This window comes from Polaromonas sp. (assembly GCF_010365105.1).
In the GTDB taxonomy this organism is placed as follows: Bacteria; Pseudomonadota; Gammaproteobacteria; order Burkholderiales; family Burkholderiaceae_C; genus Polaromonas.
Map to the genome: position 1 here is coordinate 74,021 of NZ_JAAFGZ010000003.1, position 11,848 is coordinate 85,868.

Consider the following 11,848-nt stretch of genomic DNA (forward strand, 5'->3'; position numbering starts at 1 on the left):
CCCGCTATCCAGGCGATCTCCATGCGCGTAATGGCGCATGGGTCAACGCCAGTGCAACAGCGTTGGTCTGGAAAATAGGGTAAACAAGGAGAAATGACGCGGCAAAACGCGTCAAGCCCGGTAATTAATTGCTAAGATTAAAAATTGTTGGCTCAATTATTGCCTTGACCGAAAAGCATCCTCGACAGCCTGTTGTCAGCCGATATTTTCCAGTCACTGCAAACGTTCCTGACCCGTCCTGTGATGACTTACCTGCCCCTCTTTCGCAACCATGCTGCGCTTTATTTTTACCCGCCTGAGCCTGATCATTCCCACCTTCCTGGGCATGACATTGCTGGCTTTTTTCCTGATCCGCATGGTGCCGGGAGACCCGATTGAAACTATGGCCGGAGAGCGCGGCATTGATCCGGCGCGCCATGCGCAATTGCTCAAGGAGTTTGGCCTCGACAAGCCGGTGCTGGTGCAGTACGGAATTTATATCGGCCGGGTGCTCAAGGGCGACCTCGGCAAGTCGCTGATCACGCAGGAGCCGGTGCTCAGTGAATTCATGACGCTGTTTCCAGCCACGATCGAACTGGCCGTCTGCGCCATTCTTTTCGCGCTGCTGATCGGCATTCCGGCCGGCATTCTTGCGGCTGTCAAGCGAAACTCCATTCTTGACCACGGCGTGATGGGCATTTCCCTGACGGGCTACTCGATGCCAATTTTCTGGTGGGGCCTGCTGCTGATCCTGCTTTTTTCAGTCCAGCTGGGCTGGACGCCGGTGTCGGGCCGCATGTCGGTGCAGTACTACATCGAGCCGACCACCGGTTTCCTGCTGATCGACTCGCTGCTTTCAGATGAAAAGGGCGCATTCTGGTCAGCGGCATCCCACCTGATCCTGCCGACCATTGTGTTGGGCACCAATCCGCTGGCCGTCATCGCGCGCATGACCCGCTCTGCCATGCTCGAAGTTCTGGGCGAGGACTACATCCGCACCGCGCGCGCCAAGGGACTGTCCAACCTGCGCGTGGTGGCCGTTCATGCCCTGCGCAATGCCTTGATTCCGGTGATCACCGTGATCGGCCTGCAGGTTGGCGTGCTGTTCACCGGCGCCATCCTGACCGAAACGATTTTTTCCTGGCCCGGTGTCGGCAAATGGCTGATCGAGGCCATCAGCCGGCGCGATTATCCCGTGCTGCAGGGCGGCATCCTTTTGCTGGGCGCCATCGTCATGGCGGTCAACCTGCTGGTGGACATTACCTACGGCATCATCAATCCCCGCATCAGGCACCAGCGATGAGCACGGCTATTTTAAAAACACACGTTTCAGAAGCACCAGTCCCGGCCCATCCGCTGCGTGAATTCTGGAGCTACTTCAGCGCCAACCGTGGCGCCGTGATGGGCCTGGTCATCGTCGTGACAGTATTGCTGGTGGCCTTGTTCGCCCCCTGGCTTGCGCCGCATGCGCCGAATGTCACCGACAGCGCCGTGTTCCTGAAGCCGCCCGCCTGGCAGACGGGCGGTTCCTGGTCCTACCCCCTGGGCACCGACGCCATCGGCCGCGACATCCTGTCGCGCCTGATGTACGGTGCACGGCTGTCGCTGGTCATCGGACTGGCGGTGGTGGCAATATCCGTCGTGGTGGGCACCGTGCTGGGGCTTCTGGCCGGATTTTTCCGGGGCATTTTTGAAATTGCCATCATGCGCCTGATGGACATCATCCTGACCCTGCCCAGCCTGTTGCTGGCCATCGTCATCGTTGCCATCCTGGGCCCTGGCCTGATGAATGCCATGCTGGCCGTGGCCATCGTGGTGCTGCCGCATTACGTGCGCATCACCCGCGCGGCAGTGATTGCCGAAACCTCGCGCGACTACGTCACCGCAGCGCGCATGAGCGGCGCAGGCCGACTGCGGCTGATGTTCAGCGAAATCTTGCCGAACTGCACCGCACCATTGATCGTGCAGGCGTCGCTTGGCGTGTCCACCGCCATTCTGGACGCGGCGGCGCTGGGCTTCCTGGGTCTGGGTGCGCAGCCGCCTTCACCCGAATGGGGCACCATGCTGGCCGATGCGCGCGAATTCGTGCTGCGCGCCTGGTGGGTCGTGACCTTTCCCGGGCTGGCCATCCTGATCACCGTGCTGGCTTTTAATTTGCTGGGCGACGGGCTGCGCGATGCCTTTGACCCGAAACTCAAGCGCTAAGGCGATAACTTGTGACGTGCAAACAGATTTTTAGTGCCAAATATGCATTTTGCGCACGACTGGCGTGCCCGGGCAGCTATCAATTCAGCAGCAAAATTGCTGTTGAATTGATGCGGTGCTTGCAAGTAAAAATGAAATTTTCCAAAGGTTCCTGTACCCATGGCCCTGCTTGAAATAGAAAACCTGTCCGTCGAGTTTCCCTCGCAAAACGGCGTGATGCACGCAGTGGACGGCGTCAGCCTGTCACTGGAGGAAGGCGAAGTCCTGGGCATCGTCGGCGAATCGGGCTCGGGCAAAAGCGTCACCATGATGGCCCTCATGGGTCTGGTGGCCTTTCCGGGCCGGGTGCGTGCCGACAAGCTGCGCTTTGCCGGCCACGACCTGTTGTCCCTGTCGGACGGCGAGCGCAGCAAGCTCACCGGCAAGGACGTGGCGATGATCTTCCAGGATCCCACGACCAGCCTGAACCCATGCTTCACCGTCGGTTTTCAGATCACCGAGACGCTGCGCCTGCATCTCGGTCTGGACCGCAAGGCCGCCACGCGCCAGGCGATCGAGTTGCTGGAGCAGGTCGGCATTCCGGCGCCGGAAAGCCGGCTCAAGGCCTATCCGCATCAGTTGTCGGGCGGCATGAACCAGCGCGTGATGATTGCCATGGCGATTGCCTGCAACCCGCGCCTCCTGATTGCCGACGAGCCGACCACCGCCCTCGACGTGACCATCCAGGCGCAAATCCTCGACCTGCTGCGTAGTCTGCAAAAGGAACGCGGCATGGCACTGGTGCTGATCACCCACAACATGGGCGTGGTGTCCGAGATGGCGCAGCGCGTGGCCGTGATGTATGCCGGCCAGATCATGGAAGAGCAAAGCGCCCACGCCTTGTTCAACACACCCCAGCATCCCTACACCGAAGCGCTGCTGGCCGCCCTGCCCGAGCGCAGCGATGGCAGCGCCCGTCTCGCAACCATTCCCGGCATGGTGCCCGGCCTCTATGACAGGCCGGCCGGCTGCCTGTTTGCACCCCGCTGCGCCTATGCCACCGAGCATTCACGCACGGTGCGCCCGGAGCTGCGTGCCTGGCAGGACGGCATGGTGCGCTGCCACTATCCCCTGGGCGACCCCGGCCGGGAAGCCGCCATGGCCCACGACAACCCCATGCCGGAAGCCGTACGATGAGCAGCGCCTCCCCTGCAACCACGCCTGTGGTTAAAGCCACGAACCTGAAGCGCGTCTACGAAATCCGGCGCGGCTTCATGGCCAAGCCCGACCTTCTCCAGGCGGTTGGCGGCGTGTCGTTCACCGTGCATGCCGGCAAGACGCTGGCCGTGGTCGGCGAATCGGGCTGCGGAAAATCAACGCTTGCGCGCATGGTGTCGCTGATCGAAACCCCCACCAGCGGCGAGCTCAGCATCACCGGCGTCGATGCGGTGCACGGGTCGGACGAACAACACCTGAAGCTGCGCAAGGCGGTGCAACTGGTGTTCCAGAATCCCTACGGATCGCTCAACCCGCGCAAGAAAATCGGCGCCATTCTGGAAGCACCGCTTGAAATCAATACGCCCCTGAAGGCACCCGAACGGGCTGAAAAAGCGCGCGCCATGCTGGCTCTGGTCGGTCTGCGGCCCGAGCATTACGACCGCTATCCGCACATGTTTTCCGGCGGCCAGCGCCAGCGCATCGCCATTGCCCGCGCGCTGATGCTGAACCCGGCGCTGGTGGTGGCTGACGAGCCGGTGTCGGCGCTCGACGTGTCGATCCAGGCGCAGGTGCTCAACCTGCTGGCCGACCTTCAGCAGTCGATGGGGCTGGCCTACCTGTTCATCTCGCATGACCTGGGCGTCGTACGCCACATCGCCCACGACGTGCTGGTCATGTATTTGGGCCATGCTGTCGAGCAAGGTGAAAAAAATGCGCTGTTCGCGCAGCCGCTGCACCCCTACACGCAGGCGTTGCTGGCCTCGACGCCCGGCTTGGCCGGCAGCAGCGCCACCAAGCACCGCATTGTGCTCAAGGGCGAACTGCCTTCGCCGCTGAACCCGCCCAAGGGCTGCGTGTTCTCCACCCGCTGCCCGCATGTGACCGACCGCTGCCGTGCTGAAAGGCCGGTCCTGCGCGAGGTGGCGGGCAGGATGGTGGCCTGCCACCATGCCGAAAATTTTCTTGCAGCCTGAATTCGCGGCTCATGCGTTGTCAGCCCGTGTTCAATGCCGCTTTTCGTTGTCGAATGACCAGCCAGTCCGCGCCAGCGGTGCGGCGAAGCTGGCCGCAAGCCCGCTGCCCTGCAGCATCAACCCAGAAGGAAGTTGTCAGATGAACCAGAACCCACCATTTGCCAGCCGGCTGCGTCCGGTGCAGCGAGCACTGCTGTGCGCGCTGGCCCTGCCCGCACTGCTGGCGCTTTCACCGGTATCGGCCAAGACGCTGGTGTTCTGCTCCGAAGGCAGTCCGGAAAACTTCTACCCCGGCGTGAACACCACCGGCACGTCGTTCGATGCCAACGAGCCCATCTACAACCGCATCGTCGAATTCGAGCGTGGCGGCACCAAGGTCGTACCGGGCCTGGCCGAGAAGTGGGACATTTCAGCCGACGGCAAGGAATACACCTTTCACCTGCGCAAGGGCGTGAAATGGCACAACACCAGCAAGAGCTTCAAGCCCACCCGCGATTTCAATGCCGACGACGTGCTGTTCATGTTCGAGCGCCAGTGGAAGGAAGACAACGCCTTTTTCAGGGTCACCAGCCCCAACCACTCCTATTTCAGCGACATGGGCATGCCCAAGCTGCTGACATCGGTGCAAAAGGTTGATGACTACACCGTCAAGATCACGCTGAACAAGCCTGAAGCGCCTTTCCTGGCCAATCTGGCGATGCCCTATGCGGCCGTCCAGTCGAAGGAATACGCCGATGCCATGCTCAAAGCCGGCACACCGGAAAAAATCGACCAGGACCCGATCGGCACCGGCCCGTTCTCACTGCTGCAATACCAGAAGGACGCTGTCATCCGCTACAAGGCCTTTGCCCAGCACTGGGCCGGCAAGGCCAAGATCGACGACCTGGTGTATTCCATCACCCCCGACGCCTCGGTGCGCTGGGCCAAACTGCAAAAGGGCGAATGCCATGTCATGCCCTACCCCAACCCGGCCGACCTGGAGGCGATCCGCAAGGACCCGAACGTGCAGGTGCTGGAGCAGCCAGGCCTGAACGTCGGCTACATGGCCTACAACACCACCAAAAAGCCGTTTGACGATGTGCGCGTGCGCAAGGCCGTCAACATGGCGATCAACAAGAAGGCCATCGTCGACGGGGTTTACCTGGGCACCGGCATCGTTGCCAAGAATCCGATTCCGCCGTCGATGTGGTCCTACAACGACGCCATCAAGGATGATGAATACAACCCCGAAGCCGCAAAGAAATTGCTGGCGGCGGCCGGCTACCCGGACGGTTTCAGCACCGATTTGTGGGCCATGCCGGTGCAGCGCCCGTACAACCCTAATGCCAAGCGCATTGCCGAGTTGATGCAGGCCGACCTGGTCAAGGTCGGCGTCAAGGCTGAAATCAAGAGCTTTGAATGGGGCGAGTACCGCAAGCGCATGCAGGCCGGCGAGCACCAGATGGGCATGCTGGGCTGGACCGGCGACAACGGCGATCCGGACAACTTCCTGTACACGCTGCTGGGCTGCGCCTCTGCCCAATCGGTCAGTGGCAGCAACATTGCCAAGTTCTGCTACCAGCCGTATGAAGACGTGGTGCTGAAGGCCAAGACCGTCACCAGCATGGCCGAACGCACCAAGCTGTACCAGCAGGCGCAGGTGATTTTCAAGGAGCAAGCGCCCTGGTTCACCATTGCCCATGCCGTGCAGATCAAGCCGGTCCGCAAGAACGTGATTGACTTCAAGAACTCGCCGTTCGGCCGGCACAACTTTTACGGCGTCGATATCAAGGAGTAAGCGGCTGGACCTGCCTGCAAGGGCCAGTGATCCCAAGGTGCCGGTCAGCCATCAACTGACCGGCATTTTCATTGGATTTCAAGCTTTTTAGGTGGTTTTCGCACAGTGCCATTACGTAGCCAGCTATTATTTCAATAGCAAACCGTTCACCCCCAGACCATCGAGCGCATGGAAATCGCCCCCCCCTGGAAGCTGGTGTTAAAAAACCGCATCGGCTCGCGTGCATCAACCGCGCCGGCGGCGTACAGCAAGGGCAAATAATGCTCATGGGTCGGGTGGGCCATCTTTGCCATTGAGCCAAGTTTCTGGAAATTCTGCAAGGCATCCAGATTGCCCTGCTGCACCTGGCCACCAATCGTCTGGTCGAATTCCAGCGCCCAGTCAAAAGCCTGATTGCCGCTGGCGCCGCGCTGCATCTGGCCCAGGTTGTGAACGATGTTGCCGCTGGCCACGATCAGCACGCCCCGGTCGCGCAAGGCCTTGAGCTGTTTGGCCAGGGCGTAATGGTCTTCAGGCGCACGTCCATAGTCCATGCTGAGCTGGATCACCGGAACGTCGGCGTCAGGAAACATCGGCTTGAGGACCGACCAGGCCCCGTGGTCCAGCCCCCATTCAGCAGTGTCCAGCCCCAAAGGAGCCGACGTACGCTGCCTGACCAGCAGGCTGATCGCTCTGGCCGCATCTGGATCGCCGGGTGCTGGGTATTGCTGGTCAAACAGCTCTTGCGGGAAACCGCCAAAATCATGAATGGTCTTGGGCCTGGCCATGGCGGTCAGCCACCATCCTTGCGTCAGCCAGTGAGCGGAAATACAAAGAATCAGCTGCGGCCGAGGCAGTTCTGTGCCGAATCGGGCACCCAGGGCCTGCCAGCTGCGCCGGTATTCGTTGTCGCCAATGGCATTCATGGGACTGCCATGCCCCATGAACAGCACCGGCATCCTGTCGGATTTTTTCAGCGAAGGCAAACGGTCAAGGACATTGGCGTCCAGCGAGTTGATCATGTTTATCCAGTAGTAATGGTGGAGCAGGAAAAGTCTTGCCTGATAAATCGGTACGGAAACTTCATATCTGGTGCAGCTGTCCTTCAAAAGTTAGCGCCGTTTTCCGATACCGCAGGGCAACAGTTAATGAGATAACAATACTTTTTTCATAGCACATCAATCAATTGACAGCATGGCTATGCTCCCTAAAATGAGGTAGTTCAAATCCTGTAAATTGTAATTTTTTGTCAAAAAACAGTAATTATCATTAGTTGGTAAGTCGTTTCGGCTGTTATATTGCACTGCAACATATTTCGTTTTTAAAAACGTCTCACAAAAAAGGTTCCTTCCAATGCTGTATCAACTTTATGAATCTCAGCGCACGTTGATGGAGCCGTTTGTCGACTTTGCGCAGGCGGCGGCAAAGCTCTACAGCAGCCCTTTGTCCCCACTTGGTAAAAGTCCGATGGCACAGCGTGTTTCAGCAGGCTACAGCCTGATGTACCGACTCGGCAAGGACTACGAAAAGCCATCGTTTGACATCCACCAGGTCGAGGTTGACAAAAAAGGGGTCAGCCTGGCAATTCATGAACGCATTGAAGTTGACAAGCCGTTTTGCGAACTGCGCCGGTTCAAGCGGTTTACCGATGATTCCGCCACCCTGACGCAACTCAAGGACCAGCCAGCCGTACTGGTGGTTGCGCCATTGTCGGGCCACTACTCGACCCTGCTGCGCGACACGGTCAAGACCATGCTCAAGGACCACAAGGTCTATATCACCGACTGGAAGAACGCACGGAACGTTCCGCTGTCCGAAGGCGCTTTCCACCTTGACGACTATGTCAACTACGTGCAGGAATTCATTCGCCATTTGCAGGGCAAGTACGGTAACTGCCATGTGATCAGCGTTTGCCAGCCTACCGTGCCGGTGTTCGCGGCAATCTCGTTGATGGCATCGCGCGGGGAAAAAACCCCGCTGTCCATGATCATGATGGGCGGCCCGATCGATGCGCGCCTGTCGCCCACATCAGTGAACAACCTGGCGACGACCAAGCCCTTTGAATGGTTTGAAAACAATGTGATCTACCGCGTGCCTGCAAACTTTGCGGGCAAGGGCAGGCGCGTCTACCCTGGCTTCATGCAGCATACCGGCTTCGTCGCCATGAACCCTGACCGACATGCCACCAGCCACTATGACTACTTCAAGAACCTGATCAAGGGCGACGACGCCAGCACGGAAGCGCACCGCAAGTTCTACGACGAGTACAACGCTGTTCTCGACATGGACGCCGACTATTACCTCGAAACCATCAAGACCGTGTTCCAGGATTTCAAACTGGTCAACGGCACATGGGATGTGATGTCCGCTGAGGGCGTCCTTGAGCGTGTCAAACCGGGCGACATCAAGACCACGGCCGTGATGACCGTCGAAGGCGAGCTGGACGACATTTCCGGCTCCGGCCAGACCCGTGCGGCGCTTGACATGTGCAGCGGCGTGGCAACGGGGCAAAAGATCCACCTGGAAGCCGAAGGCGCAGGACACTACGGCATTTTCAGCGGCCGGCGCTGGCGCGATGTCGTCTATCCAGCTGTAAAAACCTTCATCCTTCAACACAACAAGCCGCTTGAGCAGATCGAGAAAGCGCCGGCAGCGACTAAAAAAGCAGCCAGGCCGTTGAAACCGGCCATGCTGAAAACACCTGCAGCGCTTGAAATGCCAAGCACGCCTGTCGCCGCCGAAGCCGTGAAACTGGCTGGCAAGCGCCTTGCCAAGACCACGCGTGCCGGACTTAAATCCACGGTTGCCGCCGGAGAAGCGGTAGCGAAGGAGCTTTCGGATACAGCTGATAAACCTGTCGTGGGCAAGCCACTGCTGGTAGCCGTCAAAAATACGGCAGTCAAGCCTGAGCCTGTTGCTGATGTCATTGCGACAGCAACGACACAGCCCGTGAGCACGCCGGTTGCAACCATTGCCACGACACCTGCTCCCGTTGCAGGTGCTGAAGCAGCTTCCGACACGCCAGTCCCTCCCGAAAAATCAGCCGCCTGAGAAGGCCTGGTGCGGTCCATTGTGTGACCGCACCACAAAGTCGGGTGGATATCCGGTGGGACAATGGCAAGGTGAAGCCCATCTCTCTCGACACCCTCTTTGACCGGATCAATTCGGCACTCCCGCAAACCCAGTGCACGCGTTGCGGCTACGCTGATTGCGCGGCCTACGCGCGCGCCATCGTCTGCAACGGGGCGGCCATCAACCAGTGCCCGCCCGGCGGCGCTGAAGGAATCGGGCGCCTCTCAGACATCACAGGCTTGCCGCCACAACCGCTGAATCCCCTGAATGGACTGGAAGGTCCCCGCGCCGTTGCCTTTATTGACGAGGCCTGGTGCATTGGCTGCACCCTGTGCAGCAAGGCCTGCCCGGTGGATGCAATCGTCGGCAGCAACAAAATGATGCACACCGTGATCGAAGCCGTCTGCACCGGATGCGAGTTGTGCCTGCCGGCCTGCCCGGTCGACTGCATCATCCTCGAAAATATCACCGGCGCCCGCACGGGGTGGAGTGCGTGGTCAGGGTCGCAAGCGCAAGCGGCCCTTGCACGCTATGAAGTTCATAGCTACAGAAGCAGTCAGGACAAGCGCAAAGGTGCTGAAATGCCTGAAATTCCTGAAACAAAAGTCGAAACACCATTGAAACGGACAAGCGAGCCGTCTGTGCAGGCGCATGTCGATGCCGATGCGGCAGAACACAAACGCGCGGTCATCATGGCGGCACTGAAACGGTCACGTGAAGAACGTGCACCGAAAACATGAGCCTTCGGCAAGCGCTGTTGGATACACAGCCTGCGTAGACGTCCTTCATTTCCAAATCATTCCGGATTCAGCGTGAAGGCGCAGGCGGTGCCAGTGTCGCGTCATGCGCAAGCGTCTAGAGATCGCGTCGCCATCGACGTGCATCGCTAGACGCAGCACGAAGTCAAGGCTTGCAGCCTTTGCAGGGATGAAACGCCGCAATGCGCGTTGAGAGCCAGCGAGAACCGGCAGTTTGCGCATGGCTCGACACTATGGCACGGCAAGGCGATGCAAGGACATATCGGAATGATTTAGCAATGGAATCATCCAGCAACGAGGTTCTTGTAGACGCCACAACCCACGAACACATCGTCCACTTGCTCGACAAAAGACATCTTGGTCTGCACTTTTCCAGTGGTCGGATTGGTGATGTCGTACTCCACCCAGCCCGCCTCGACGCCGGCCTGGTTGACAATGGATTCCAGCAGCTGGTTGCCATCGATTCCGGCAATATCATGCACACGCGTCCCCACCCGGGACGGGTTCCCGCCAAAAGCCAGGTAAGTGCCCAAGGCATCCAGGGCAAAGATATACATGTCGCGGTCATGAAACCCTTTGGCCGGATTGGTCAGATCGCGCAGGAAGGCTTCCCTCGTGGTCTGCCTTCGATGACTGACCGCCTGCTGGACCATGCAGAACGCTTCTTCCGCAGAGCCTTGCCGCAGCCTGAACGAGGCCACTGACTGCACCAGTGTTCTGGCGCGTCCTTCCAGGTTGACCGCCTGTGTCAATGTGCTGGCCGCCATTGCGGCATTGCGCTGCGTGATTTCATCCAGCTGGCGTACGGCTGCCGTGATTTCAGTCAGGCCGGTGCTTTGTTCAGTGCTGGAAGCGGCGATCAGCGACATGTCCGTGGCCACATGCCGTATTCCTGTCACGATGGCTTCAATGTTGGTTGCGGCTTGGCGAATTTTCAGCACACTGGCCGCTACATGGCTTGACGATCTGTTGATCAGCTGCCTGATTTCCCTGGCAGACTCGGCCGAGCGATGGGAAAGTGAGCGAATTTCGCTGGCTACCACGGCAAATCCCCTGCCGGATTCGCCTGCACGGGCCGCTTCGACCGCTGCGTTGAGCGCGAGGATATTGGTTTGAAACGCCATGCTGTCGATGAGCTCCACAATTTCGCCCATGCGACTGGCGCTGTCCTGCACGGCTTCGACGGCTGCGATGGCACCCGCCATGGTGGCTGTTCCTCCGTTCGCCAGGTTTCTGACCTCCGCTGCCTGTAAATTGGCATGGCTGACCGTGTCTGCATTGGCCTGGAGTACGGAAGACAACTGCTCAACGCTGGCCGCCGTCTGCGCCAGATTGGACGCCTGGAGTTCGGTACGGCTGGACATGTTGCGGTTGCCTGAGGCCAGGCTTTTGCCAGAATGCGCGACGAAGGCCGCATTGCTTCGCACATTTGCCACCATTCCTGACAGTGTGAGGCCAAGCTCGCCCAATGCAACACTCAGGCTGCCCAGTTCGTCCCGGCCATGCTCTGCCAGGTCCGAGCGCAGATCACCGGCCACCATGGTGTCCAGGGTCAATGTCATCCGGTTCAGGTCCTGTACAACACTTCGGTGCAGGGCCAGCAGGAAATAAATGGTCAGCAAGAGCCCGATGCCATTGACCAGCATCAAAGCGGCAGGGGCGACGACCAAGGCGTCACCAGCGAAAAGCCGGTAAGCAGTCACCAGCGATGCCATCGCAGACACGGCGCCCAGCAGCATCAGTTTGCCGGCAAAGCGCATGCGTCGCAACAGCCAGACGCCCGGACTCAAAAGTTTGCCAAAGATCATTGGTATTTTTCCGCTATCAAGGATGCCGGCAGGGGCAGCCCGTCTCCGCGCCGCACACCGGTCGCGCATTCGCCGCCTGAATTGGCAAGATCAGCGACA

Annotated in this window: 9 protein-coding genes; 7 read left to right on the plus strand and 2 right to left on the minus strand. The window is 59.4% G+C overall.

Annotated elements, in window-relative coordinates; translation table 11 throughout:
• The first annotated feature begins 271 nt into the window (after nt 1-271).
• The 5 genes from GZ092_RS02840 (at nt 272) to GZ092_RS02860 (ending at nt 6,132) form a co-directional block, all read left to right on the plus strand.
• A complete protein-coding gene (locus tag GZ092_RS02840; protein ID WP_293634206.1) occupies nt 272-1,282 on the plus strand; it encodes an ABC transporter permease subunit in 1,011 nt (336 codons plus the stop codon).
• Nucleotides 1,279-2,184, plus strand: a complete 906-nt coding sequence (locus GZ092_RS02845) for an ABC transporter permease subunit (protein ID WP_293634207.1) — start codon at nt 1,279-1,281, stop codon at nt 2,182-2,184. The genes GZ092_RS02840 and GZ092_RS02845 overlap by 4 nt, the downstream gene beginning before the upstream one ends.
• Before the next feature lie 159 nt (nt 2,185-2,343).
• The gene (locus GZ092_RS02850; RefSeq protein ID WP_293634208.1) at nt 2,344-3,360 is read left to right on the plus strand and encodes an ABC transporter ATP-binding protein; all 1,017 of its coding nucleotides are present in this window, start codon (nt 2,344-2,346) and stop codon (nt 3,358-3,360) included.
• Nucleotides 3,357-4,355, plus strand: coding sequence for a peptide ABC transporter ATP-binding protein (locus GZ092_RS02855; RefSeq protein WP_293634209.1), 999 nt, complete (start codon nt 3,357-3,359; stop codon nt 4,353-4,355). Before GZ092_RS02850 ends, GZ092_RS02855 begins: the two co-directional genes overlap by 4 nt.
• Before the next feature lie 139 nt (nt 4,356-4,494).
• On the plus strand, nt 4,495-6,132 hold the full coding sequence (locus GZ092_RS02860; RefSeq protein ID WP_293634210.1) for an ABC transporter substrate-binding protein: 1,638 nt from the start codon (nt 4,495-4,497) through the stop codon (nt 6,130-6,132).
• Nucleotides 6,133-6,278: 146 nt separating this feature from the next.
• On the opposite strand, the gene ygiD is transcribed toward GZ092_RS02860, so the two are convergent.
• Nucleotides 6,279-7,133, minus strand: a complete 855-nt coding sequence (ygiD, locus tag GZ092_RS02865) for a 4,5-DOPA dioxygenase extradiol (RefSeq protein ID WP_293634211.1) — start codon at nt 7,131-7,133, stop codon at nt 6,279-6,281.
• Between the two features lie 331 nt (nt 7,134-7,464).
• Here ygiD and phaZ point away from each other — a divergent pair, with 331 nt between their 5' ends.
• Complete coding sequence (phaZ, locus tag GZ092_RS02870) at nt 7,465-9,162, plus strand: polyhydroxyalkanoate depolymerase (protein WP_293634212.1); 1,698 nt, start codon at nt 7,465-7,467, stop codon at nt 9,160-9,162.
• A gap of 71 nt (nt 9,163-9,233) precedes the next feature.
• Nucleotides 9,234-9,923, plus strand: coding sequence for an electron transport complex subunit RsxB (gene rsxB / locus GZ092_RS02875; RefSeq protein WP_293634342.1), 690 nt, complete (start codon nt 9,234-9,236; stop codon nt 9,921-9,923).
• 302 nt (nt 9,924-10,225) lie between these two features.
• Here rsxB and GZ092_RS02880 read toward each other — a convergent pair whose 3' ends face one another.
• Nucleotides 10,226-11,749 (minus strand): methyl-accepting chemotaxis protein, encoded by a 1,524-nt coding sequence (locus GZ092_RS02880; RefSeq protein ID WP_293634213.1) that lies wholly within the window; start codon nt 11,747-11,749, stop codon nt 10,226-10,228.
• Between the last annotated feature and the right edge of the window lie 99 nt (nt 11,750-11,848).

Bases quoted from the DNA above. Each gene is read 5' to 3' on its own strand.
- GZ092_RS02855 (WP_293634209.1), top strand. From the start codon at position 3,357: ATGAGCAGCGCCTCCCCTGCAACCACGCCTGTGGTTAAAGCCACGAAC.
- GZ092_RS02840 (WP_293634206.1), top strand. From the start codon at position 272: ATGCTGCGCTTTATTTTTACCCGCCTGAGCCTGATCATTCCCACCTTC.
- GZ092_RS02880 (WP_293634213.1), bottom strand. From the start codon at position 11,749: ATGATCTTTGGCAAACTTTTGAGTCCGGGCGTCTGGCTGTTGCGACGC.
- phaZ (WP_293634212.1), top strand. From the start codon at position 7,465: ATGCTGTATCAACTTTATGAATCTCAGCGCACGTTGATGGAGCCGTTT.
- ygiD (WP_293634211.1), bottom strand. From the start codon at position 7,133: ATGATCAACTCGCTGGACGCCAATGTCCTTGACCGTTTGCCTTCGCTG.
- GZ092_RS02845 (WP_293634207.1), top strand. From the start codon at position 1,279: ATGAGCACGGCTATTTTAAAAACACACGTTTCAGAAGCACCAGTCCCG.
- GZ092_RS02860 (WP_293634210.1), top strand. From the start codon at position 4,495: ATGAACCAGAACCCACCATTTGCCAGCCGGCTGCGTCCGGTGCAGCGA.
- GZ092_RS02850 (WP_293634208.1), top strand. From the start codon at position 2,344: ATGGCCCTGCTTGAAATAGAAAACCTGTCCGTCGAGTTTCCCTCGCAA.